Annotated in this window: 26 protein-coding genes; 15 read left to right on the plus strand and 11 right to left on the minus strand. The window is 40.8% G+C overall.

The window, feature by feature from the left end:
• Positions 1-4 precede the first annotated feature (4 nt).
• Together C9J48_RS12445 and C9J48_RS12450 are read left to right on the plus strand one after the other, a co-directional pair.
• On the plus strand, positions 5-1,300 hold the full coding sequence (locus C9J48_RS12445; protein ID WP_006230523.1) for a serine/threonine transporter: 1,296 nt from the start codon (positions 5-7) through the stop codon (positions 1,298-1,300).
• Positions 1,301-1,433: 133 nt separating this feature from the next.
• Positions 1,434-2,597 (plus strand): multidrug effflux MFS transporter, encoded by a 1,164-nt coding sequence (locus C9J48_RS12450; RefSeq protein ID WP_006230522.1) that lies wholly within the window; start codon positions 1,434-1,436, stop codon positions 2,595-2,597.
• An 84-nt stretch (positions 2,598-2,681) separates the two neighbouring features.
• Here the strand turns inward: C9J48_RS12450 and C9J48_RS12455 are convergent, their stop codons facing one another.
• Genes C9J48_RS12455 through C9J48_RS12465 form a run of 3 tightly spaced genes read right to left on the minus strand, consistent with a single transcriptional unit; the run spans position 2,682 to position 6,598 of the window.
• A complete protein-coding gene (locus C9J48_RS12455; RefSeq protein ID WP_006230521.1) occupies positions 2,682-3,527 on the minus strand; it encodes a dimethyl sulfoxide reductase anchor subunit family protein in 846 nt (281 codons plus the stop codon).
• Position 3,528: 1 nt separating this feature from the next.
• Positions 3,529-4,143, minus strand: a complete 615-nt coding sequence (locus tag C9J48_RS12460; RefSeq protein WP_006230520.1) for a DMSO/selenate family reductase complex B subunit — start codon at positions 4,141-4,143, stop codon at positions 3,529-3,531.
• 10 nt (positions 4,144-4,153) lie between these two features.
• Complete coding sequence (locus C9J48_RS12465) at positions 4,154-6,598, minus strand: DmsA/YnfE/YnfF family dimethyl sulfoxide reductase (RefSeq protein WP_006230519.1); 2,445 nt, start codon at positions 6,596-6,598, stop codon at positions 4,154-4,156.
• 363 nt (positions 6,599-6,961) lie between these two features.
• Between C9J48_RS12465 and C9J48_RS12470 the strand changes: the two genes are divergently transcribed.
• Positions 6,962-7,546, plus strand: coding sequence for a molecular chaperone TorD family protein (locus C9J48_RS12470; protein ID WP_006230518.1), 585 nt, complete (start codon positions 6,962-6,964; stop codon positions 7,544-7,546).
• Complete coding sequence (locus tag C9J48_RS12475; protein ID WP_006230517.1) at positions 7,546-8,103, plus strand: ferredoxin-type protein NapF; 558 nt, start codon at positions 7,546-7,548, stop codon at positions 8,101-8,103. Before C9J48_RS12470 ends, C9J48_RS12475 begins: the two co-directional genes overlap by 1 nt.
• A gap of 36 nt (positions 8,104-8,139) precedes the next feature.
• Here the strand turns inward: C9J48_RS12475 and C9J48_RS12480 are convergent, their stop codons facing one another.
• Positions 8,140-8,652 (minus strand): GlcG/HbpS family heme-binding protein, encoded by a 513-nt coding sequence (locus C9J48_RS12480; protein ID WP_006230516.1) that lies wholly within the window; start codon positions 8,650-8,652, stop codon positions 8,140-8,142.
• 154 nt (positions 8,653-8,806) lie between these two features.
• Between C9J48_RS12480 and C9J48_RS12485 the strand changes: the two genes are divergently transcribed.
• The 5 genes from C9J48_RS12485 (at position 8,807) to C9J48_RS12505 (ending at position 13,406) form a co-directional block, all read left to right on the plus strand.
• On the plus strand, positions 8,807-9,484 hold the full coding sequence (locus C9J48_RS12485) for a response regulator (protein WP_006230515.1): 678 nt from the start codon (positions 8,807-8,809) through the stop codon (positions 9,482-9,484).
• A complete protein-coding gene (locus C9J48_RS12490; RefSeq protein WP_006230514.1) occupies positions 9,462-10,889 on the plus strand; it encodes a sensor histidine kinase in 1,428 nt (475 codons plus the stop codon). The genes C9J48_RS12485 and C9J48_RS12490 overlap by 23 nt, the downstream gene beginning before the upstream one ends.
• Before the next feature lie 155 nt (positions 10,890-11,044).
• Positions 11,045-11,422: a SpoIIAA family protein gene (locus tag C9J48_RS12495; RefSeq protein ID WP_006230513.1), complete on the plus strand. Its 378-nt coding sequence runs from the start codon at positions 11,045-11,047 to the stop codon at positions 11,420-11,422.
• Positions 11,423-11,602: 180 nt separating this feature from the next.
• Positions 11,603-12,373: a putative outer membrane beta-barrel protein gene (locus tag C9J48_RS12500; protein ID WP_006230512.1), complete on the plus strand. Its 771-nt coding sequence runs from the start codon at positions 11,603-11,605 to the stop codon at positions 12,371-12,373.
• A 157-nt stretch (positions 12,374-12,530) separates the two neighbouring features.
• Positions 12,531-13,406, plus strand: coding sequence for a 6-carboxytetrahydropterin synthase (locus C9J48_RS12505; RefSeq protein ID WP_036802776.1), 876 nt, complete (start codon positions 12,531-12,533; stop codon positions 13,404-13,406).
• 153 nt (positions 13,407-13,559) lie between these two features.
• On the opposite strand, the gene C9J48_RS12510 is transcribed toward C9J48_RS12505, so the two are convergent.
• The 3 genes from C9J48_RS12510 to C9J48_RS12520 all read right to left on the minus strand — a co-directional run bounded on the left by C9J48_RS12510 (position 13,560) and on the right by C9J48_RS12520 (position 15,737).
• Positions 13,560-14,072, minus strand: a complete 513-nt coding sequence (locus C9J48_RS12510) for a YybH family protein (RefSeq protein WP_006230510.1) — start codon at positions 14,070-14,072, stop codon at positions 13,560-13,562.
• 136 nt (positions 14,073-14,208) lie between these two features.
• On the minus strand, positions 14,209-14,619 hold the full coding sequence (locus C9J48_RS12515) for a DoxX family protein (RefSeq protein WP_006230509.1): 411 nt from the start codon (positions 14,617-14,619) through the stop codon (positions 14,209-14,211).
• A gap of 131 nt (positions 14,620-14,750) precedes the next feature.
• On the minus strand, positions 14,751-15,737 hold the full coding sequence (locus C9J48_RS12520; RefSeq protein WP_006230508.1) for a zinc-binding dehydrogenase: 987 nt from the start codon (positions 15,735-15,737) through the stop codon (positions 14,751-14,753).
• Between the two features lie 169 nt (positions 15,738-15,906).
• Between C9J48_RS12520 and C9J48_RS12525 the strand changes: the two genes are divergently transcribed.
• On the plus strand, positions 15,907-16,809 hold the full coding sequence (locus C9J48_RS12525; RefSeq protein ID WP_006230507.1) for a LysR family transcriptional regulator: 903 nt from the start codon (positions 15,907-15,909) through the stop codon (positions 16,807-16,809).
• A 12-nt stretch (positions 16,810-16,821) separates the two neighbouring features.
• Here the strand turns inward: C9J48_RS12525 and C9J48_RS12530 are convergent, their stop codons facing one another.
• From C9J48_RS12530 to C9J48_RS12545, 4 genes are all read right to left on the minus strand, one after another.
• The gene (locus C9J48_RS12530) at positions 16,822-18,207 is read right to left on the minus strand and encodes a sensor histidine kinase (RefSeq protein WP_006230506.1); all 1,386 of its coding nucleotides are present in this window, start codon (positions 18,205-18,207) and stop codon (positions 16,822-16,824) included.
• A 46-nt stretch (positions 18,208-18,253) separates the two neighbouring features.
• Positions 18,254-19,042 (minus strand): response regulator transcription factor, encoded by a 789-nt coding sequence (locus C9J48_RS12535; protein ID WP_006230505.1) that lies wholly within the window; start codon positions 19,040-19,042, stop codon positions 18,254-18,256.
• A gap of 173 nt (positions 19,043-19,215) precedes the next feature.
• Complete coding sequence (locus C9J48_RS12540; RefSeq protein WP_006230504.1) at positions 19,216-19,932, minus strand: spondin domain-containing protein; 717 nt, start codon at positions 19,930-19,932, stop codon at positions 19,216-19,218.
• Positions 19,933-19,941: 9 nt separating this feature from the next.
• Positions 19,942-20,634 carry a spondin domain-containing protein gene (locus tag C9J48_RS12545; RefSeq protein WP_036802775.1) on the minus strand — a complete coding sequence of 231 codons (693 nt, stop codon included), beginning with the start codon at positions 20,632-20,634 and terminating at the stop codon, positions 19,942-19,944.
• Positions 20,635-20,903: 269 nt separating this feature from the next.
• Between C9J48_RS12545 and C9J48_RS12550 the strand changes: the two genes are divergently transcribed.
• From C9J48_RS12550 to C9J48_RS12570, 5 genes are all read left to right on the plus strand, one after another.
• A complete protein-coding gene (locus C9J48_RS12550; RefSeq protein ID WP_006230502.1) occupies positions 20,904-21,806 on the plus strand; it encodes a DMT family transporter in 903 nt (300 codons plus the stop codon).
• Positions 21,807-21,985: 179 nt separating this feature from the next.
• Positions 21,986-22,642: a DsbA family oxidoreductase gene (locus C9J48_RS12555; RefSeq protein WP_006230501.1), complete on the plus strand. Its 657-nt coding sequence runs from the start codon at positions 21,986-21,988 to the stop codon at positions 22,640-22,642.
• A 310-nt stretch (positions 22,643-22,952) separates the two neighbouring features.
• Positions 22,953-23,696, plus strand: a complete 744-nt coding sequence (locus C9J48_RS12560) for a helix-turn-helix transcriptional regulator (protein WP_006230500.1) — start codon at positions 22,953-22,955, stop codon at positions 23,694-23,696.
• Positions 23,697-23,765: 69 nt separating this feature from the next.
• Positions 23,766-24,500 carry a transglutaminase-like domain-containing protein gene (locus C9J48_RS12565; protein WP_006230499.1) on the plus strand — a complete coding sequence of 245 codons (735 nt, stop codon included), beginning with the start codon at positions 23,766-23,768 and terminating at the stop codon, positions 24,498-24,500.
• 104 nt (positions 24,501-24,604) lie between these two features.
• Entirely contained in the window at positions 24,605-25,459 is an 855-nt protein-coding gene (locus tag C9J48_RS12570) for a dienelactone hydrolase family protein (protein WP_006230498.1), read from the plus strand.
• Positions 25,460-25,467 lie beyond the last annotated feature (8 nt).

The following is a 25,467-nucleotide window of genomic DNA, read 5'->3' on the forward strand; positions in this document are numbered from 1 at the left end:
TATCATGGGAACCATCAAAAATAATATTGCTAATACTTCAGCAAACAGCGCAGACAAATTAGGCTGGAGTAAAAGCGACACCGTATGGGGGCTTGGCTTATACGGTACTGCCGTGGGGGCGGGTACATTATTCCTTCCTATCAATGCTGGGGTTGGGGGGCTAATCCCATTGCTTATGATGGCTGTGCTTGCACTTCCGATGACCTTTTTTGCTCACCGCGGCATGACACGTTTTGTATTATCAAGCGCGAACCCAGGGGCTAACATCACAGAAGTGGTAGAAGAACATTTTGGCGTAGGAATGGGTAAAGTGATTACTCTACTGTACTTCTTTGCGATTTATCCTATTTTACTGGTTTACAGCGTAGCGTTAACCAACACGGTTGAAAGTTTCATGGTTAATCAATTGAATGTTGAACCGCCCGCCCGTGCCCTCCTTGCATTTGGCCTTATCTTAGTATTAATGGCTGTTGTGCGTTTGGGTGAACAATTGATCATCAAAGTCATGAGTGTATTGGTATTCCCATTCGTGGCGGTATTGTTGATGCTCGCCATGTACTTAGTACCTTACTGGAACGGTGCGATTTTCGATAACGTGATGCCAGTCGACGGCAGTTATACTGCAACTATAATGGCGGTGTGGTTAATTCTGCCAGTAATGGTCTTTTCGTTTAACCACTCGCCAGTGATCTCATCTTTTGCGGTTGCAAAACAAAAAGAATACGGTGCGAATGCCGAATCTCAATGTTCACGTATCCTTGTACGCAGTCATATTATGATGGTTGCAACAGTGATGTTCTTCGTGTTCAGCTGTGTACTAAGTTTATCTCCTGCAAACTTGGCAGAAGCAAAAGCGCAGAATGTTTCTATTCTGACTTACTTGGCAAATCACTTTGATACACCAATGATCGCTTATGCGGCTCCTGTGGTGGCTATAATTGCAATTACAAAATCTTTTTTGGGTCACTACATAGGTGCTAGCGAAGGTTTGAATGGCCTTGTGGTTAAGATGGCGCGTAGCCACGACAAAACTGTTGCACCAAAAATGTTGAATGCGTGTACTGCCTTTTTCATGCTACTGACGACATGGGCTGTTGCTACTATCAACCCTAGTATTCTAGGTATGATCGAAAGCCTTGGCGGTCCAATAATTGCCATGCTGTTGTTCATCATGCCAATGTACGCAATAAAGAAAGTGCCAGCGATGCGCAAATACTCAGGCGCATTAAGCAACGTGTTTGTAATTGTGATTGGTTTAGTATCAATTTCTGCGATTTTCTACTCCTTTACTACACAATAATTGGTTTTTTGTCCGTCATTCTTACCGTGCTTATGTTGTCCTTATTTTGATGTTTATTGTCTTTATGTTTGTAATGGCTAGGCGCTTAACTCGGTAAAGTACCCCTCATTGAAACACTGATGAGAAATTGAACATGAACAGAAAACCGAGTACGTGGTTAGTGGTGGCGTTAATGATGTTTCCGCAAATAGTGGAAACCATTTACAGCCCAGTGTTGCCACACATTGCAGAGGCATTTAATGTCTCTTTTCAGACGGCTGCACAAACCTTATCTGTCTATTTTATTGCGTTTGCCTTTGGTGTGGTCTTCTGGGGACGCATGTCAGATGTAATCGGCCGACGACGAGCGATGTTAGCGGGTTTATTGACCTATGGGGTTGGCGCCGGATTGGCGGTTGTAGCGACCTCGTTTGATGTTGTATTGATTGCACGCATTGTCTCTGCGTTTGGTGCCGCTGTAGGGTCGGTGGTCACACAGACCATGCTGCGTGATAGCTATCAAGGTTCTGAACTGGGCAAGGTGTTCTCACTAATGGGCATGGGTATTGCCATTAGTCCTGTGGTCGGCTTAATGAGTGGTAGTGTGCTGGCAAGCACTTGGGGTTATGTCGGCGTATTTGTTGCGGTAATGGCGTTGGCATTTGTGTTATGGAGTATCTCTTTGGTTTACTTACCCGAAACTCGTCCTGAGGTTGTGCAGTCAGTTTCGGTGGGGATAATTGCCCGTAAGATGATTCGTGACGGTGCGTTATGGCGCAGTGCGGGTTTGGTGGCGTTATTCAACCTGATGTTGTTTGGTTATTACGGATTAGCCCCGTTTTTGTTTTCACATCTTAGTTTGTCGTCTGAAGCTTTTGGCTACAGCGGTATTGCGTTGGCACTGGGATCGTTACTGGGCAGTATGCTGAATAAGCGGTTATTGGCACGAGGTTTGTCGGCGTATTCTTTGGTGAAGCTGGCAAGTGGCACAGCCTTAATCGGCAGTGTTGGTGTTTTTGTAACGCAATCTCAGCTGTGGTTTGGCTACCCGATATTCTTATTGCCAATGATGCTGGTGGTCATGGGTTTTGGCGTCGCAATTCCGAATATTTTGGCGCATGCATTAGCCGATTACAAAACGGTTGCTGGTACGGCGGGGGCATTATTTGGTTTAGGTTATTACTTGATGCTGGGTGGTCTGTTAGCAGTGGCTGGTATGGTACAAAACTTAGGAGCTGTACTTGTGATAGGGGCATCGTTGACAGTGGTATTGTCATTACTCCGTACAAGTGCACCGAATGCGATTATGGTCAGATAATTAATGGATTTGGTATAAGCTAAGGTCGCAGTAAAAGAAAAGGGAAGTCAGTGCGACTTCCCTTTTATGTTTCAAATAATATTATTACATACCAACCGTCATGTGCAGACCGTAGAACATGCCACGGCTCACTAATTCTGACGAGAATACCAAGATGAAGCTAAGTAGCATCACAGGTACACCTGGACGGCTTACCATCAAGCGAGGTACAAACCAGACGCCAAGGGCTGCTAGTAAAAGTCCCACACGTAAGATTTGTAACTGCATCATGTCAGGGATCAAATCAGACGCTGATACGATGGCAGTATTAATGTCACCCAGTGAAATCATTTGGCTAACAGTTGCAATCACACTGACGGCAACCGCGATCGCACCAAATAACGGTAGTGCATTATCTAAGGCTGCCATCTTATGATCAGAAGCAGTCAGTAGCATGTGACCGAAAATCAGACCAGAAATAATGGTTGTTAAGATAAATGCCATTGGCGTGTAGACGGTGTCCCATGTTGGCACTGTGTCGATAAGGTACACTTTGATCATCGAGTACATGAAGCTCACACCAATGATCATAGCAATCACCAATAAAGCTTTACGTAACGACTCTGCGCCTTTGTCGAGTACTTCCAGTAGCCAATAGAAACCACCCGCAGCAAAGAACAAGCTGCCCGTGAAGATCTCATTAGACAGCCATGAACTGCCCACTTGGTTCAAAGCATTCATCGCGCGTAATGGGCTGCCAAGGTGCACGGTAGATGCCATGAAACCTAGGCCCATTAAGACCCAAATGAAAAACATGTTTTTATGTAAGCGGTCACTTTCACCGATACACAGTTTGCCTGCCAAGATAATGCAGCCAAGCAGTAAGAATGCACCCACTGCGGTTTGTGCTAATACCGTGAATAGAATCAACGGCCATTCATGCCAAGCCATGTTATACCTCCTTCGGATTTGCCAAGTGACCGGTTTGATCATCCGTCGGACGCGCATTTCGGTTCAGCTTAATGACAATGTTTGGTTTTGTTGTTAGTGATGACGGTAAAGGAGCAACATCTGCATTTGTACCGTATTTTTCACGCAATTCCGCTATCGGACCAAACTCCAGTGCCCGCAGTGGACAAGACCCAACACAGATTGGCTCTAGCCCTTGACCAACACGTTCGTAACAGCCGTCACACTTGGTCATGTGACCTTTTTCTTCATTGTACTGAGGTGCGCCGTATGGGCAGGCCATTTCACAGTATTTACAGCCGATGCAAACATCTTCATCGACAATCACGAAGCCGTCTTCACGTTTGTGCATAGCGCCACTTGGGCATACTTTGGTACAAGCAGGTTCGTCACAATGGTTACAAGCGATTGAAAGGTAGTATGAGTACACATCCTGACGGAAGGTATCACCATCTTTAATCCAGTTGCCGCCTGCGTATTCATAGATGCGGCGGTAGTTCACGCCGATATCTAAGTCTTTGTTATCTTTGCAAGATAGCTGACATGTTTTACAGCCAGTGCATTTGCTTGAATCGATATAAAAGCCGTATTGTTTCATTATTTAACCCTTATGCCTTCTTCACAAGTTGCACGTCGACTAAGTTTGTATGCTGTGGGTTGCCTTTTGCTAATGGGCTAGGGCGCTGAGTGGTCAGTACGTTAATACAGCCACTGTGATCGATACGTTGTCCATCAGGGGCGTACCAAGCACCTTCACCTAACGCGACAACACCAGGCATCATTCGTGGTGTGACTTTTGCGTTGATGTGCACTTCACCACGGTCGTTGAAGATACGAATCAGATCACCATTTTTTATCCCACGCGTTTGGGCATCAAGAGGGTTCAACCACATCTCTTGCTTGGCGGCATCTTTTAAGATATCAACGTTACCGTACGTCGAGTGAGTACGTGACTTATAATGGAAACCTGTTAATTGAAGCGGGTAGTTACCTTGTTTAGAGGCTTCCCATCCTTCGAAATTAGGTGTGTAAACCGGTAATGGATGGATTGTTTCATCTGCATCCAATTCCCATGTTTGACCTATGCTAGCCAAGCGTTCTGAGTAAATTTCAATTTTACCTGAGGGTGTTCTTAGCGGATTCGCTTTAGGATTTTCACGGAAATCTTTATAAGCGACAAAATGCTCTTTCACAAATCGCTTATAAATACCTTGCTCACGCATGGCTTCGAATGTTGGTAGCGATGGATCTTGTGCGCGAGTTAGTTGGTATAAGTGACGTAACCAACCTTCTTGATCGCGACCTTCAGTAAAGGTTTCTTCAACCCCTAATTTCTGTGCCAAACCAGTACAGATATCGTAAATACTCTTTGCTTCAAATTGCGGTTTAATCGCTTGTGATGCAAAGATGAAATATGGCATGTTGCCTGCTGATGCATCCATACAGAAATCGGATTGTTCAGAGGTGGTTAAATCAGGTAGTACGATATCGGCATATTTAGCAGATGACGTCATGTGGTTATCTATTACCACAATCATTTCACAGGCTTTTTCATCTTGAAGAATGTCATGAGTACGGTTGATATCAGCATGCTGATTAATCAAACAGTTACCAGCATAATTCCAGATGAACTTAATAGGCACATCAAGTTTTTCTTTGCCGCGAATACCATCGGCCGTTGCTGTCATTTCAGGACCGCGGAAAATAGCATCAGTCCACAAGAACATTGGGATAGATGCTTCAATTGGGTTCTGTAATGTAGGGAAGCGAACAAAAGGAATACTAGAGCTGCTTTCGCGTGCGCCGGTGCCGCCACCGTTAAGGCCAACATTACCGGTTAATAAGGCCAGCATTGCAATCGCACGAGATGCGATTTCGCCATTAGCGGTACGTTGTAGTCCCCAGCCTTGAATAATGGCACAAGGCTTAGTAGAGCCTATTTCGCGAGCTGCTTTGATAATAATGTCTGCAGGAATTCCCGTAATTGATGAAGCCCACTCAGGGGTTTTCTCTACTTCATCATTACCTAGCCCTAAAATATAAGACTTATAATCGCTGTTTGCAGGGGCTGAAGCTGGTAATGTTTTTTCATCATAGCCGACACAGTATTTATCAAGGAAAGCTTGATCAACCAAGCCTTCTTTGATCATCACATGTGCCATTGCCGCAATAAACGCAGTATCTGTACCAGGACGAATAGGGATCCACTGATCTTCACGTCCACCGGCTGTATCAGTATAACGAGGATCGATTACGATCATGCGCGCATTAGATTTTTCTTTGCCTTCCATGAAGTGGTGAATAACACCACCACCAGACATACGCGTTTCTGCCGGATTGTTACCAAACTGCACGATTAACTTGGTGTTTTCCAAGTCAGAAGGGGAGTTGTTTGCCGCAAAACCGCCGTAAGTGTAGTTTAAACCTTCTGCGATTTGTGCGGTTGAGTAATCACCATAATGGTTTAAGTAGCCACCGTTCAAGTTCATCAAACGAGCAATTAAACTACCGCCCGGAGGCCATGATTTAGTTACTGTACCGCCTAGAGTACCAGTACCGTAATTCAAGTAAATTGCTTCATTGCCGTAGTCTTTACGAATAGTGGTAATAGAAGCTGCGATTTCACTGAAAGCTTCATCCCAACTAATGCGTTTGAATTTACCTTCACCACGCTTGCCTACGCGTTTCATTGGATATTTCAAGCGATCAGGGTTATATACGCGGCGACGCATTGAACGACCGCGTAAGCAAGCACGCACTTGGTGATGACCGTATTCGTCATTACCTGTGTTATCGGTTTCAACCCACTTTATTTCGCCATCAGATACATGCATACGTAATGGGCAGCGGCTGCCACAGTTTACGGTACAAGAACTCCATACAACTTTGTCTTCCGTTGGTGCGGTTGACGTTGCAGCGAAAGCGGAATTTGACTTGAATGGAAGGGTAACACTGCTGGCTACGGCGGCTAAACTGCCTAAGACGGAACCTGTTTTCACAAAGTTACGACGAGATAATTTAGGTGCTAGTAGCTCTTTCAGTTTTATTTTCATAGCACGACATTCTCTGTGTTATTGCTGACACAATTGTTTTTTATATGATTAATAAATAACGGTTATGATTTAAGTTCTACTCTTTAAGTGGTAGAGCTTTATTAGCCATACTTTCTGTTTTGTTGCCTCTTTACTATGTCTTACATCAATAAAAACGAGGGAGAGAAACTAGCTGGATTTATATTTGTATGATCTTTGATTACGATCACGGTTATTAAGAGAAGTTGATGCTTTACAGGTATTTACGTATTACTAATCATTCTTATTCAGTTATTAATAATATTCAAAATTGCGTTAAAACAATTTTCTTATAATGTTCTTGGGGTAGACTCAAAACGTACCTAGTCCAAATAATGAGGAATCATGGAAAACATCGCAATTGTTGCAAAGTTATTAGGCAGCTTCTTTTATTTCCCATTGGCGCATGAAAATAATATTCAATATTTAGACGCGATTAAAAATAGTGATGACGTAAATGAAACGGCTTTTTCTGCATTTATTTCTGCAGTAGAAAGTACAAATGAAGAAGCGCTACGGGCTGATTTTCAATTATTATTTGAAGGTTGTGAAATAATGCCTGCGCCACCATGGGGATCGGTTTATTTAGATCGTGAACAAGTGATCTTTGGTGATTCTACGTTACGTTTGCGACATTTTTTAGCTAGTCACAATATGCTGTTAGATACAGGTATGCGAGAGCCGGAAGATCAATTCGGTTTAACCTTATTAGCCTTAGCCAATATTATTGATCAATGTGACGATGTAACGATCGTGACTGCTTTGTTGGCTGATCACCTTTTACCGTGGGCATATCATTACCTTACATTGGTACAGAAACACGGTCAGACAGATGTGTATAAAGTACTGGCTGAGATAACTGAAGAGTGGTTAACCGCGGTTCAGGCTGAATTGAAGGTAACACCTCAAACGTATAAATTATATTTCTGATGGCCGAGCGTAACGAAAAATATTATCGGGCGTGTCTAGAGCATTACTCTGTAAGCCGACGAGGCTTATTAAGAGGATTATTCTCTGGTGCGAATAAAGCGGTTCAGGTGCCAGATGAAATATCGGTAAAACGTTCTGTTCCTCGTCCACCTGGTGCTGTAGATGAAGGTGTGTTTTTACAGTTATGCCAATCATGCAATGACTGTGAAACGGCATGTGTACAGCAAGTGATTGAAATGGTTGAAGGGCGGCCTCAGCTTAATCTAGATTACAATCACTGCACGCAATGCGGTGAATGCCAAAAAGGCTGTTCGACTGGCGCATTATCATCAATAAACAATGATATTGGTTTACGTCCATCATTCTCGAAAGGATGTAATAATCGCTTGTCTGGCGAATGCCTAATCTGTGCAGATGCTTGCCCACAGTTGGCGATCTCTGTTTCTTCTCGGCAGTTACCCGTTATAAATGAAGAGCTGTGTTCTGGATGCGGTCAGTGCCGTTCGGCATGTTTTATTGGTGCTGTGCAGCTGGAATGGCCAACAGCTCGCCATTAAGCGAGCTGTATATTATATGATATTTTTTGGGGGTGTTTAAGAAGCCGTCTTAAGCACTGTTTTAATTGCAGATTCAGCACAAATCACATCTAAATGCCCACCTGGTGCCCCGCCCACACCAATAGCGCCAACTAGCTGGTTGTTAACTTTTAATGGAATGCCTCCTGCTAAAAATAACAAATTGTCATCCATATCTTTTAATGGTGCCAAGATTGGTTTCTCTGACACTGTTTTCATTAAGTTTGCAGTCGGTTGCTTCATGCTAACGGCGGTGAATGCTTTTTTACGTGAACTATCAAGAGTATGCGGACCCGCATTATCATAACGAAGTTGAGCCAGTACTCGACCCGATAAGTCGACCACTGTCGTTGAAACGTTATAGCCATCTTTGGCACATTGACCAACGGCTACATTGGCTAATTCAAAGGCTGTAGCCGATGATAATTGGCTATAAGACACCACTTGATCAGTTTTTGAGTTTGCAGCAAGTACAGAGCCAGAAGTTAAAATTAGCGATGTTGCAACGATAAGCGTAGATGTCATTTTCATTGATAGTTCCTTAATCATAATAACGATGTGTTTTGTTAGTTATGACTATAAAGAGCCATCATTGCTTCTACCTTGCCCCAACATTACAAGTTTGTAATCTTAATCATGATCAATGACATGATAGAATTAAGTGGCAGCATAAAAGAGGAAGATTATGCATATTTTAGTGATCGAGGATGATCCCCATATTAGTGGTTTTTTAAAGCAAGGTTTTGAAGAATTACAGTATCAAGTTACTTGCTGTGGTGATGGTAAACAAGGCTACCAATTAGCGACGATGGAATTGTACGACTTGATCGTGCTGGATCTTATGCTGCCAACGTGGGATGGCATGGAAGTATTACGGCGTATTCGTGGGGAAGGGCATCAGATTCCAATTCTGATTCTAAGTGCTCGCCACTCGGTAGAAGAGCGTGTACTAGGGTTGCAATCAGGGGCTGATGATTATTTGGTGAAACCTTTTGCCTTTGCTGAACTTGCTGCACGTTGCCAGATTTTATCTCGTCGGCAAGTGGTTAGCCATAATGCTAATCAATTGAGTTATCACGATTTAACCCTTGATTTATTAACAAGAAAATTGTGTCGAGATGGGCATGATATTCTTTTAAAGCAAAGAGAGTTTGCGTTAATGCAGCTCTTTATACAGCAACCAGAACGGGTGTTTTCAAAAACAGTTATTCTTGAAAATATTTGGGGCTTTCAATTTGATCCGCAAACCAATGTCGTCGATGTATTAGTGTGTCGTTTACGTGCTCAAGTTGATAAAGGGTTTGAAATGCCGTTAATCCACACAATCCGTGGAGTGGGTTATGTCCTTAAATATGAACGCTGAACAATCAACGAAACATGCCCATTGGAGTTTATTCAGTCGTTTTGTTGTAACGGTGGTTATGTGTTTTGCTGTTATTCAAGTCGGAATTGGTTTGGTACTTGTTTATCATCTTGATAGAGAGGATAAAAAATTAATGCGCTCACTAGGCGCTGAATATCAACGTATTTTGACGTTTGAATCAGATGATAAATTTGAGCATGTGGTTATCAATAACCCCCACCGTTTAATCGAGAATGCAATAAGTGTAACTCGTATTGATCTCGATGGTCGCAATCAGCTAGTGAGTGGGGCAGAAATAGCGTTAGATAATATTGACCTTGCTCACTATCAATTACCACTTAGATATTGGTACAACCTATTTTCAGAGACCCCTTATTTAAGTGTAAAACTGTCCGGTGAGTCTAATGAATATTGGTTAGTCTTGAATGTGAATAACCGAATGGCACTCTTGTATCAACAGTGGCTTTGGATGGCGATTACCCTCGCCGTATTGTGTTGTTTGGTATCTTGTATTGTATGGCGTTTAATTCGTACGACACTATTGCCTTTGCACAGTTTAGCAAAGGGGTTAGATCAAGCGAGCACCTGGTCGATAGATGCGATGCCGATGTTCGAACCACAAGATACAGCAGTTACTAATAAAAATCTTGGTGTGCTTAATCAGAGTGTTAATCAAGTATTAGTACAGTTGAAATCAACCATTATAAGTATGGGAAATACGCTTGATGCCATTGCGCATGATTTACGCACGCCACTCTCACGCATTGTATTAACCACTGAAAAATCCCTACTCAGTACTGCAAAAGACAATAATCTAAAGCTTGAAATGCAATCGGCATTATCAGACTGTGCAGAGTCGGCTCAGCAAGCTAGCCAAATGCTGAATACTTTGATGAAAATTAATGATGAAGTTATTGGTCAACATAAGTTAGAGATGCAAAGTATCGACTTGAAAGTATTCATTGAACATATAATTTCTTGGTATGAAGAACTGGCAGAAGATGCTGAAATTTCGATATCTACAGCAGGGCTTGAAACGTGCTTTGTCACAACTGAGCCGAATAGATTGACGCAAATTATGGTGAATTTGATTGATAACAGCTTCAAATACAGTGAAGCAAATAGTCAGATAACATTACACTGTGGTTTAAAAGATAACGGTTATGCTTTCATCGAAGTGATAGACACTGGAATCGGTATTGATAAAGAGCACCATGCATTGATATTTACACGTTTATATCGCGTAGATCCAAGTCGAACCAAAGCAGGGTATGGGTTGGGTTTACCATTAGTGAAAGTGATGCTTGAAACTTTACAAGGGCGAATAAATGTATCATCAGAGTCAGGCAAAGGCAGTTGTTTTACCGTGTATTTACCAGTAAAAAATGTATATAAAGCAGAGTGAAATTTGATGTAAATAGTCGCACGATTAAACTGAAAAAAACGTATAAATTACGAGAGATTTATACGTTTTTGTCCTCTAAATCAATATTGTAGAAATGACGAACTACACTTTATTGATGAACTTAGCGGTAATACTTTTGTTTTTTAGGAGGTAAGATGAGCGCTCTACACGGATTATCTATTGAAATTGATCGTGATCGTAATAACTTCTTTATGGAAATAAAAGCAATCGGTACGTTAACGCATGCTGATTACGAAAAAATCACCCCAATCATTGATGAAGCGTTGGAAGGTGTAACGGTACCGATTGTGAATGTTTATATTGATGGAACTGAGTTCGATGGTTGGCAGTTACAAGCCGCGTGGGATGATCTAAAAATAGGGTTAAAGCACGGTAAAAAGTTCGATAAAGTAGCTTTATACGGTAACCAGCATTGGCAAGAAGTGATGTCAAGAATTGGCAGTTGGTTTGTATCGGGTGAAGTTAGATATTTTGACGATCCACTCGAAGCATTAGCATGGTTAAGAGACTAGATTTCCTGAAAAGATGATGAACGGCGATCAGGGTTATTAAAATTGGCTAAAATTGCGCAATTATTATTGTTTTCATACATTTTAATTAAATTTGATCACTGCATGAATGATTATTTTACGATAAAATCAAACGATGTTCGATCTGTAACTGCTTGAATCGATATAACACAGGCTTAAAGAATGAAAATAACCACGATCGCATCCGTCATTACTATTGCTTTGATTCCCGCCATGTTTTCTTCAGCGTGTATGGCATATACATCGAATGATGTTGAATCGGTAAATAGTGGAGACGTTGCAAGTACAACGGAAGTACAGAATGATACAACAACGAAAGCAACAACAGTCAGTGCTGAGGCAATTGATGCTGTAACAATGTCTCGTTTTGATGATTCGCCACGTTATTTTGTCGGCATTATCGCAGGTTCAAGTAAGCTCAATGGAACCGATATTGCTACATTAGGCAGTGAATCCCAAGAAGCTTCGAGCCCTGATGCAAGTGGCTTTGGTGGCTTGTCTATAGGTCGATACAGCGCTAATGGTGGCAGCCGTATATATTACAGCTATGAACAGCATTCGGCAGACACAACGTTTGATTCTGCCTTGTCTTATTCGACAAAAACGAGCTTGCATTTATTGAATGCTGATCGTATTTTTCGTGCAGATAAAAGCGTAAACCCTTTTATCGGATTACATTTTGGTTATGGTATAGCGAAATCTGACTCCGAACTTTCTAGTGGTTATAAAGACTCTGGGCTTGTCTTTGGTTTACAAGCAGGTGTTGCTTGGCGTGCCAGTGAACAATTTACCATTGAGCTAGGGCTTCGCCATACGGTTTTGCCTGATAACTCTAAAGAATGGTCTGCGACAAGCGGTGGTAACACCTATAAGTTTCAGTCAACGCAAAGTACATTGTCTTCAGCGTATTTGGGGGCGAATTACCGCTTCTAATAGTATCTTGAGGTAATTTGGGTATATCCACTTTGTTTAGGTAACACGCATTTAGTCTTAATAAGTGCGTGTTCATAACACCACGGTTTACTCAGCCTTTCAGCCGCGTATAATGCCCTCCTCATAAACGACAACCATTATCAATAAGGACTTCATTTTGAAGCTATTTGTCAGAGATCTTACGGTTATTGACGCCTCATACTTGTGTGACGAGCGTGGAATGGTCGGTGAAAGTTGGATTCTTGATGTGGTGATGTCGGGCGAACTGAATGAAATGAGTATGCTGCTTGATTTCAGTCGAGTGAAAAAGCAAATTAAGTTCTTGGTTGATGAGCATGTCGATCATCGTTTGATTGTGCCAAGCAACAATACAGCGATTCGAACCGCGACCACTAAATCAGGTTATGCAACGGTAGATTTACTACGTGATGATAAAAGTATTCATCTGCATAGTCCAGAAGAAGCATACTGCTTTATTGAGGCAGAAAAAGTAACAATTGAATCTGTGACGGCTTACTTGCATAACGTACTTAAAGGTAATTTACCTGATAACGTTGAAGGATTAGAGCTTACTCTGCGTCATGAAAAGATTGATGGTCCTTTTTATCATTACAGCCATGGTTTAAAAAAGCATGACGGTAACTGCCAACGTATTGCTCATGGCCATCGCTCTCCTGTTGAACTGTTTGTTGATGGTGCTCGTCATACTGAACTAGAACAGCAATGGGCAAGTCGCTGGGAAGATATTTATTTAGGCACGAAGGAAGACATGATTTCTGTGACTGAATTAAACCTTAGCGAACACGCTACAACTATCACCGATGATGGTTATTTTGGTTTTCGTTATATTGCGCCGCAAGGTGAGTTCGAACTCGCAATAGCGAAATCAGAGACTGAAATTATTGATACCGATACCACTGTCGAGTTATTAGCATCGTATATTGCTAATGAAGTGAAGCTATCACTGAGTGATGAATCGCTTGAGGTCGTTGCTTACGAAGGTGTCGGTAAAGGCGCAATGGCTTCAGCTTAATCGACTTCTGTTTCATTAGCCTCTGAAAATAAAAGCCTATTATCATCTGTTTTCACTGTGATGATGATAGGCTTTTTATTGTAAGTATATCGAGAACGTTATTTACATTTGAAATGATTGTTCAATAATAGAATTATACAGTCAAAAACGTGTCTATTTTAATTCTGCGGTGAACATATAGCGATATATCTTCCAGTTACCATCTGTTTTTTTAACGACAAAAATTTCACGATTCGATTCACGCCCAAGTGTCTGTTCTCCTTTTGGCGTTATACTACCTGTTGATTTGGTCCTTACAAATCCAATATTTTGATCTAATTGAATCTCTTTAATCTCAAAGTTAACATTGAAATCAAGTTTAGAAAGAAAATCGGTATATAAATTTTTAATATTAGTGACACCAACAGTCGTCGGGAATTTTTGACCAATAAACATAGCATCTTTCGCATATACGTCTTTTACTTTACTTGCTTGTGCTTTATTCAATATCTGTTGATATTGATACATAAGCTGTTTCACAGCATCAATATCTTGTTGGTTATAAGTCGTTATCTGTGTATTACTTGTTTGCACATCAATAGATTGTGTGTGTGAAGCTCGTTGAGTCGTCGCTACATTCGCTAGTGTAACATCTTCTGCAGAAGCATGACTCAATGGGCTAGTCATTAGTAAACCTATGCTCAATGTTTGGATTAATATTTTGCTGTTGAATGTTCTAGTAAATATAGTATTCATTTTGTTTTCACTTATTATGTATTTTCAATATTAATTGATTTTTTATATGTTGGTGTTGATTATGTATTTATAATTTCTGTTGTCGAAAGGCATCAAAACTAAATAACCCCGCACCTGAAGAGGCGACTATTAAGAAACCTCCTGCCATAGAAATATTTTTCCAGAACATCAGGAATTGTATTTGATCTGACAGTGGTTGGTGAAAAATTAGAGCTGTAATTACAGAATACCCAGCCATTAGTAAGGCAATAAGACGAGTTTGATAACCGACAATAAGCAGTAATGAACCACCTAATTCGAGTGAAATAACAATAGGTAATAAAGCACTTGGTACACCCAGTGCGTCCATATATTGTTGTGTTCCTTCATATCCTGTTATTTTACCAATGCCAGATAAAATAAATAAAATAACTAATAGTAAACGACCAATTAAGTTAAGCATGTTGTGTATGTTTTTATTTGTATTTAATATTTTCATTATTTCAACTTTTTATGTTTTTTATCAAAGTTGGACATGTAAAAGCCCCAACTTAAATAAGTAGTGATATTGATTTTTTATGTTTATATATATGTCTAAATACGTACTTGTTTGATGAAGTAATGTGATGTTTAGTGTGCTTTCACCACAATTTTACCGATTGCTTTATTACTGTCCATCAATGCGTGCGCCTGACGAATCTCATCGTAGTTAAACACCTGAGTAGTAATATTTGGCATGCTACCGTTCATCACTTGATCTGCAATCCAGTTTAATGGTGATGCATTTAAGGGTAATGCTTCAGTGCCCAGCATACCGCTTTGGAAGAAACTCAGTTTCACCGAACTTGGTAAGTCACTCATTAAACCAAAGTTTTCAATAACAGGTGCACCTCCTAGTAAGCCAACGACGGTTACTTCTCCCCAACTTTTAAGGGTTTTCATCGTATCAACGACTGTTGATGCGCCAACAACTTCTAAAGCTTTATCAAGACCCGTGGGATACAAAGTACGCACTGCTTCAGAAATACTACCATCATCAATTACCACATGATCAGCCCCCAGAGCGGTGAGTCGTTCAACATTGTTCGTTTGTCGTGTCGTAGCAATAACCGTTAAACCCCGAGCTTTGGCATAAGTTAATGCAGCCAAGCCTAGCCCTGATGTAGCCCCTCGAATCAATAAGGTTTCACCGGCTTGAATATTCAAGGTCTTATCCAGTGCACCCCAAGCAGTTAAATACAATTCAGGTAAGGCAGCCAGTGTGACGTAATCAATATTGCTATTAATGCGCTGCACGTTACTTTTGTTTACGGTAATGATTTCAGCATAGCTACCATGGCGAACAAACATCATACCGCCCATTGCTGTTACTACTTTGTCACCCACTTGGAATGTGCCGCTTGGGTCTTCCATTATTTCGCCAGCCGCTTCAATACCTGGTGCTCGCTCAGCGTTCAATGTACCGAATGCTCCGTTACGGTAGTATGTTTCAGCTTTATTAAGTCCGAATGCTTTTACTCGGATTTTCACTTCACCCTGTTCTGTCATCGGCTCATTTACGTCACAAATTTCAAGAACTTCAGGACCACCAGCTTGTGTTGCGATAATTGCTTTCATTATTGTTTCCTTTAGAGTTCATCGTTGCTGTTGGAGCGACTATAGCGAGATAGCTGATGAAAAATTAGCGGTTATTTCAAGAATGATATTTCCATTTATCGTAGGGATTGGTTAATACTATGATGAATACATATGATATATAGAGACAATAAAAGTTAAGGGTAGGGCTATGGATCTCAATTCACTCAATATTTTTATTCATGTGGTACAGCAAGGAACATTTTCTGGTGCATCGATAGCCATGAATATTCCTGTTGCTACAGTTAGCCGCCGTGTCAGTGAATTAGAAACACAGCTTGACCAGCAGCTCTTAGTTCGCTCAACACGAAAATTAGCGTTGACTGCTGCAGGCAAGGTTTTGTATCAGCGCGCTTCTGTTGGTTTAGATGAAATATTTGCGGCCAAGCAGGCTATGAATGAGGAACAAGAAGAGTACAAAGGAAAGTTACGTGTCTCGATACCTCCTGCACTATATGTGTTAGATGAAATGTTTCATCAATTTAATAAGAGTTATCCGTTAATTCAATTGGAAGTGCTGACTACACCTAAACGGATTGATTTCATTGACGACGAGGTTGATGTTGTTATTCGAGTTGGTCAGTTGAATCACCAATCTGCTGTGGCAAGGCGTTTAGGCTGTTATCGACATGTGGTTGTGTGTAGTCAAACCTTTCTTAATCAATTTGGCATACCGCAAGAACCTGTAGCATTGGTTGATTTACCTATTGCCGCTTGGATGTCTAACGATAATAACGTTAATTGGTTGCTTGGTGATCAAAAAATTAAGATTCACCCCACATTTTCATCGAACGATTATGTTCACATATTATCTGCTATTCGCTCTGGCTGCATGCTTGGTGAGTTACCACCTATGCTTGCTAACCCATTATTAAAGTCTGGTGAACTGGTGGAGGTGTTAACCCATTATCCGTTGCCCGAGGTAGAGCTGAATTTGTTATACCCAAGTCGTAAACATTTATCCCGCCTAACTAAAGCCTTTATTGATGCTTTTATTGCATTCAGTCAATCGCATAGTAAAGATGGATTGCTTTTCAATCTTATAAAGTCATAGAGGAGACTGGAATCAGTGGCTCATACGGAAATTAAAGGACTGCTGGTATACATCGTGTTTTTTCTGCGTGAGTAATTGGCTATTGTGTAGCATTAGAATCGATTGAATAATGTTAGTACCTAAGCCTAATGATCCTGAAGGAGCATTTTGATCGATACGATTACTGATGTTGATCTCAACCTGATTATGCTGTTTATTTTTATTAGGTTGAATGACCGTTAATTCGATGGAGGAGTTATTAGGAGCATGGCGAATTGCATTCTCTAATAAGTTAGAGAAAAGTCGAGATAATAGCTGTTTATCTCCTGTTATTGGTGCAATGTCTGCAATATTCAAATTAAGTGATAGGTGCTTTCTTTGGGCATCGATAGCAACGCTTTCTGCTGTCTCGTAGATAATATCTGTCAGTTCAATCGATTCAAAATGCGGGGCTGGCTCTGGTTGTTTATCTCTTGCAAGCTGCAATTGTTGGCGCAATTGTTCTGCCAGTTTTTGAGCATTACGATGGGCTGTATCAATTAAAGGGTTTGGCTTTTCAGCTTGTAGTTGCCACGTTTCTAAATAACCTAATACGCTTGATAACGGAGTTTTTAAGTCATGGCTAAGTTGCATCAGCATTTCATGGCGGAATGTTTCTTGCTGTTGTAGTTGCAGGAACTGCTGTTGAATGTATTGCGCCATTTGATATAACTGCGTTGTAATAGGTTGTAATTCAGGTACTTGTTGCATGAAGTTAGGCTGTAAACGGAAGTTATCTTTGGCTTGTAAACGTAAACGATGGGTGACTGTTTCCATTGGCGTTAGCAATGTACGTTTGACCATGAAATAAGTGGCTATGCTAAATCCTACGAGTAACACGAGAGAGGCTATAAGTACCATTAATATTGGACCGTAACTTTCTTGAGCTGTTAGTAAACTGTGTTTCTCACTACCAATGACCACATATAAATAGCCAATTACTGAACCAAATTGACTAATTGGGGCAACTGAAAATACTTTTTGTTGTTCGGGTAGGCGAGGATCATCCCCTAGAATGGGAAACGGCTTGTCTGCCAAAAACTGTTGAATCGGAAGAAGGTTTACTTTTCCCATTTGTACTTTGCCTTCAGGGGCGGCATGGCTGCGGATATTACCTTGTTGATCAAGAAAGTAAATCTCGAAATCAGGACCTAGTAACATCAAAGTATGAAAGATGGACTTTAGTGCATCAGGGTTGTAATTTGTGCCTTCCATTAGCGGATTATCATCGCGCATGTGGGCGGCTAATTCATGATGTAATCCTTGCAAGGTACGTTGTTCTGTTGTTGCTTGTTGTTGGAAAAATAATGAGCCAATTAATAACGCTGAAAGTGAAAACCATACACACGTTAGCAGCAATAAACGTAGTTTGAAGTTCATGGTTATCCTTCCTTTATGGCGGTTAGCTGAATTGTTGCATAGCCAATTAAACAGCTTGAAATTTATACCCAACACCCCAAATGGTATGGATGTATTTGTGCTTAGAATGACTGGTTTCCAGTTTTGTTCTTAGTCTGTTTACTGTGCTACAAACTGTATGGTGATAGCCCGAAAAGTCGGTATGCCAAACCTGCGAAAGTAATTCATCTTTGCTATAAACCCGCCCCGGTCTTTTGGCTAAAAAGTGCAATAAGGTAAATTCTGTTGCTGTTAGGTTAATCGGCTGCTGGTTCACTTCAACTTGGTGAGACTGTGGCTTAATGGCTAACCCATCAAAATGCAAAACAGGCTCTTGGTTATCTAGCGTATTCTCTGATTCAGTCTGTTGTATTCGCTGGCTTGAACTTGATGATTCGTTGTGGCTCTCTCGGCGTAAAATTGCTCTGACTCTGGCTTGAAATTCAAGAACGCTAAAAGGCTTGGTTAGGTAATCATCTGCGCCAGATTCTAAGCCTTCGACTTTATCTTTTTCACTATCTCTGGCTGTTAGCATAAGTATTGGTGTCCAATTTTCATGCTGGCGCAGTGTGTGGCAAAGTGTTAAACCGTCACCATCGTCGAGCCCTCTATCTAGAATCACTAACGAAAAGTGGTTCTCTTTAATTAACTTATCGGCTTTAGTTATGGTGGTTGCACGAACAACCTGATGATTCTGCAGTATTAAGTGCATGCCTATCAGCTCAGCAAGATCGTTATCATCTTCAACAATTAAGATATTAGATGGTGCAATTATTTGGGTTGTTGTAGTTATCTTTGCTGCTGTTGTATTTAACATGATCTTTCCCCGGCTATTCGCACGACATGATGTTCTCGTCGTGTTTTAGAATGGCAGTTACACCGTTTTTATCTTCTGGTGTAACTGACCGGATAGGGAAAGAATTCTTTCATTGAATAGCAAAAAATATTCGATTCAAAAGTACTTTATTCGACAAGTGCTTTATGTAACAGCTATTCTGTCCGAGTAATACTTAACTGTGCGCCAGGGTTTAAGAATCGATGGGTTGCGTTTAATACAGAGGTTGCTAGCCCATCATCAAGGCTAATAACACCAGCATGGAATGAAACACGGTTATTATCGTCACGTGCACTGTTGAAGCCTTCACCACCGGCAGCTGGCCCTGGTATGCTTGCTGCCGATTCATCATTGTTTTCTGTGCCAGAATCCCAAACCGCCATGTTCATATTCAAACTTGCCCCTACGGCGAGGGATGTAAGATCTAATTGGGTTTCTCCCACAAAACCATCATTGGTATTCACCAACATACTGGCGACAGAGACTAAGCTAGCTTGGGTTGGATCAATCGTAAAAGTAATGGTGTCGCTGTTACCGGGTAATACAACCCCTGTACCAGAGAAGCTATAACCGACATTGGTGTTCATTTCTTTTTCAGCAAGTATCGATGAGTTGTCACCACTTTCAGCTAATATTTCTAGACCATCACTTGCTGCCTCACCCACTGAAAATAGACGATATTGGTCGTTATGCGCTAATACTGCCAGCGGAGAAAGCGGTTGATTGGGTGTAAGGTTTTTAACGGTAACTGTATAGCTACGGGTTGTTTGCGTAGTGTCATCATTATTGTCATCAATAATATTGTGATCATCGTCGTGGCAGCCTACTAACAGGCTTGCACCGACTGCAATTGCTATCAGACGGAATTTCATATCAGCCCCTTATTTCACTGTTACAGTCATTATTGCTACTGGATTTAACCAACGGTATGCGCTGCTATTAATGTCGCTTACGCCCCCTGTTGGATTGGTGTCACCAAGATTACCGGGGTGAATATGTACTTTGTCATTGGTGACTGTGGTTTCGACACCAGTGCCGCCAGTACCAAACGTAATAAATGGGGGATTAGGCATACTTGCTGCTAATTCGTCGTTCGCTTCTGTTCCGGCATCGTAGCTATTTAAGTAAACCTTGTAGGTGCCAGGTGTCGGTGGAATAACCCAGCTATCTAGTCCGACAAAACCATCGTTAGTGGGCAATAACATGGCAGTAACCGAGAGTCGGTCTAGGTCGCCAGTACTTATGGATGTTGTCGCCGCTACACCGGGATTAAGAATGCCACTTGCGGGGTTCTCTATAACGACAGCCCCTGTATTACTGGCTAAAGAAGATAAGCCTGAAATATCACCGCCTTCCGCCATTGCTTCTATTTCTGCTGATGCGCTAGTGCCTGATTCAAATAAATGGACATCAGCACTGTGTGCTGCAATCAGTAGTGGCGTAAAGTAAATTTCTTTTGTTGCGTTGGTTACTGAAATATCAAGTTCTGCCGCCTGTAAGCCCACTGAACATAAAATAGAGGTACTGATCAAAGAGGCTTTTATTACAGAGGATAAGTGCATTGTTGTTTTCATTATCGCGTCCATCATGTTATTGGTGATATTTAAAGCATGACGGATAAATCTGACAATCATCTCGCGAAATTCTCACAAATTCATCACAATTGTTTTTTACTAGGAATCAGTAATATAACCAAGTCACCTCAAGCTGCTCGTTTCAGCGAGAATTTATTGGGCTCTAGGCAAGGCGCTAATTTTGAGACATAGTGGTTCTACGTTGAAAATGAGTAATGTAGATTGTTACTGCTATTATTGTTATTTCACAGCACTGGGTAGAAGAATGAATGAAAACGATTAAAGCTCATTGCATGGTAATACTTGCTACTATCTTGATTGCGGGCTCTTTTCTTGCTTCGAACAATCTAACCGGCATGGTTAATCCGATATCGTTAACGTTGCTCAGATTTGTTATTGCGACCTTATGTTTAGCACCTATTGTATTATTTACACCAAGATTTCGTAAGCAAATAAAACGTGTATTGCCACGCTGTATGGTGATCAGTTTCTTTTATTCTGGTTACTTTATTTGTCTGTTTGAGGCGTTAAAAACGACCACCGTATTAAATACAGGCACGCTTTATACATTAACCCCTTTTATAACTGCCGTACTGTGTATTTTCTTGTTCAAGATGAAAGTAGGCTTAGTGCAGTTTTTGGCTTACGTTTTAGGGGCAATTGGCACGCTATGGGTGGTATTTAATGGCAGTCTTAATGCGTTGTTATCGCTATCTTTAAATCAAGGTGATTTGATATTTATGTTGGGTGTTTGCTCAATGTGTGGTTATACCATTGTAATGAAACTGCTTTATCGAAAAGATAACGTCATCGTTCTTACATTTTGTACACTTTTAGGCGGTACGCTTTGGATGACGATTGCCACTGTGGCGATGGGGATTTCATTACAGTGGGATTTACTACAAGGTAACGCTTTGTTAAGCATGGTGTATTTGGCAATTGGCGCTACATTACTCACTTCTTATTTATATCAAAAAGCATCTATAGCATTAAACCCAAGCAGTGTTACCGCTTATATCTATATGAGCCCAGCTTGTGTGGCACTTCTTACATTCTTAATAAACGGCGAATCTATTTCAACAGTCATTCTATTTGGTATTGGTTTATCAGCCATTGCCACTCTCTTTTTACAGATAATGAATGTTAGAAATAGTCACAAATCGGCGCACTAAACGTGATTAACACAGCGATTACTCGCATTATAAACAGCATATGATCACAACGATTAATGTTAGGATGTTTAGCAAGTGAGGCGTTAGTGATCAATTTACGCCGCATTAACCAATAAAAATTGAGTACTCAAAAAGAGTGCCGATCTATTTGATAAAATAAGAATGTAAAAGAGGTTTTCATGTCAAAGCTCCGTAATATTCGTATCGATATTGTCTCTGATGTTGTATGCCCGTGGTGTATTATTGGCTATAGACGCCTTGAAGAAGCACTTGGTGCATTTGAAGGAAAGATAAACGTTGAGCTGTATTGGCAACCGTTCCAAATTAACCCTGACATGCAAAGTGAAGGGGAGAATTTAGGGGAGCACCTAACCAAGAAGTACGGGTTAACGTCAGAGCAAAGCCAAGCTAACCGTGAAAATCTGATTCAGATCGGGGAGTCTTTAGATTTTACGTTCAACTTCACCCCTGAGTTTAAAATCTATAACACATTTAAAGCGCATCAGTTATTACATTGGGCTGCAAAGCAGGGTCGGCAGCATGCATTAAAGTTAGCTTTGTTTAACGCTTATTTTACTGAGCAGAAAGATCCGAGTGATATTGAATTACTGGTGACGACTTCAATGCAAGTAGGGCTTGATGGCGAAGAAGCGCGTGCGGTATTAACTGATGAACGTTTTGCTGATGATGTGAAAATGAACCAACAAACTTGGACAAACAGTGGCATTCAGTCTGTTCCTTCGATTGTTTTGGATCAGAAATATCTAATTTCTGGGGCGCAAGATCCTGAAACATTCATTCAGTCTATTCAACAAGTGCTTAATGATGCTCGCTAGGTTCTTTATTAAGGCCGTAGACAATAGTATTGAAATGATAAAGCAATAAAACTCATGCCAGCTTATGGTGCAGGTTATATTCATGTTTGCACCATATCTTTGTTCAAAAAATAACTTAGATCTAAGGATGGTTGAACCGAAATATGGTTCTGAAAGGGAAAGTCATTCCTACACACATTTTCCTTGAGTTAAATACGCTGAGATCACGCTGAACTCTGCATTTTGAGGTGGCTTATTTATAGTACAATCAAAATAGGTAACTACAGTCGAATATTTGAACCATATAAAATGTTTAGAGAAACGGGAAGTGATGAAGTCTAATGTTTGGATCAAGGCAGGTATAGTGATCATATATGGTTCATCTATAGATGCTTCCCCGCATCGTCACCATGCGATTCAATTGGCGTGGTCTAGAAATGGCTATAGCTGCAAACTAGATAATAATGAAATATCGACGCCAGTAATTATTGATTCTAACGTCGAGCATCAGCTACAAATTGATGAGGGTTGGATCTTGTTGGTTGAGCCCACTAGCGAATTAGGGGGGGAGCTATCTAAGAAATTGGCAGGGCAACCTTCAAAAGTATTTAAAGTGCCTTTACCCACGATTAAACATACTGAATACATTGATGATTTAACTGTACTACTTTTCCCTTTATTTGAATATTTAGCGCTTTCAAATAAATTTCCTCTCATCAATGAAAGTCAGATCGCGGATCATCGCATTAAAAAGTTATTACATGAACTCAACCAATGCTTAGATGGGGAATGCCTTAAACCTAGCAATTGGCGGGCATCTGATGTTGCTCAAAAACTCGCTCTATCGGAAAGCCGCTTTCTTCATTTATTTAGTAAAGAGCTGGGCATTCCTTGGCGACCATATTTGCTATGGTGTCGAATGATTTGTGCTGTAAGAGCAATATTAAATGGAGAGTCTGCGACAGATGCTGCTCACATGGCAGGCTTTTCTGATAGTGCGCATTTAAGCCGTACTTTTCGAAAAACATTTGGAATGACCATTCGGCAAGCAACCACTATTTTTCAAAAAAGTTAGCCAGTTTATTCAATTTTTAGCTCGGCTGATTGGTTACTCTTGTTACATATTCGATGAAAGGAGTTACCGATGAGTGAGCTATCAAAAGATTATCGACAAGAAACGTCAATGCTGGATTTCATGCACCCGTATATTCAAAACTTGGTTGAGAGAAGAGGGTGGAAAAAACTGTCGGAATTCGCCGCTATTGGTGAAATTTATAATTATGTAAGAGATGAGGTTCGTTTCGGTTATAACAAAGATGACCGTTTGGCAGCTAGCCAAGTATTAAAAGATGGTTACGGGCAATGTAATACTAAAGGAACGTTATTAATGGCGCTGCTCCGTGCTGTAGGCATTGCTACTCGTTTTCACGGTTTTACTATTTATAATGAGTTACAGCGAGGGGCAATCCCGAACTACCTTTTTAAGGTCGCGCCAGCTCGTATCATCCATAGCTGGGTGGAAGTTTATCACGATGGGCGTTGGATTAACTTGGAAGGGTATATATTAGATAAAGATTACTTAAAGCAAGTTCAAAAGCAATTTGCCGAACAAAGTGATTCGTTTTCAGGCTACGCAATTGCAACCAAATGCTTGTCTAATCCTGAGGTTGATTGGAAAGGGAAAGATACTTATATACAGAGTGAAGGGATTGCTGATGACTTTGGCATATTCACTCAGCCAGATGATTTCTATTCAGTGCATGGTAGTAATTTGTCTGGTATAAAAAAAGTGGTGTTTCGATATGTACTCCGCCACTTAATGAACTTAAATGTGAATAAGATTCGTACAAATGGAATTTCAAATAAAAAGGTAACTTAAACAAACTCAAAAAAACATTCCGAATATGATTGTTGGTCACAAACTGCGTCAGCATAGATAGTTAGCATTTAAAAAAACAATGCTTTATCTGTGTGAGTGCTGAAATGACTGATATTAAAAATGTCTTTATTGTAGGGGCCGTGTGCTTAACTATTGCTAATAGTGCACTAGCAAATAACGTTGGACAGAGCGTCCAGATACCAATGAAAGATGAAGGTTTATTATGGAGTAGCAACATTAACTTGGAAGCTACCTTGTATAAACCTGTGGGGAAAGGCCCTTTTCCAACAGTCATTTTTAATCACGGGTCAACTGGTCCAAATGTTATCCCAGAGGATCACACAATTAATCCTTGGGGGTTTGGAGAATACCTAGTCAACAAAAATATTGCTCTGTTAATTCCAATGCGAAGAGGTAGAGGCCAATCAGAAGGAAGTTACAAAGAGCGTTACACCTGTGATCCTAAAGGGATTGAAGAAGGCTTAGACTATGCAATGCAATCGTTAGATGCATCATATGATTATCTATTGAACCAGCCGTGGGTAGATAAAGAAAAGGTATTATTAACGGGAAACTCTAGAGGAGGTATTCTTTCTTTAGCTTATGCCTCAGAACATCCCGACGCCTTTTCTGGTGTTATAAATTTTTCGGGGGGATGGGTCGACGATAGCTGTAATAACAACAATACCTCCATGAATATTCCGATATTTGAAAATGCAGGAAGTACGTTTAAAGCACCAGCCTTGTTTATTTATGGCCGCAGTGACTCTTATTATTCTGACACAACAATCGAGTCGTTCGCTAGATCGTATGAACAGTCAGGAGGTAACGTAGACTTTAAATTTTATCAACTAGGTAAGAACGTATCAGGACATGATGTGTTCTACAAGTATGGGCACTTATGGTCATATGTGGTTGATCAATACCTTATTGATATTCAGTTCGATGTTCGCCCGTAGGGATGTGC

The organism is Photobacterium profundum, assembly GCF_003026285.1.
GTDB lineage: Bacteria > Pseudomonadota > Gammaproteobacteria > Enterobacterales > Vibrionaceae > Photobacterium > Photobacterium profundum.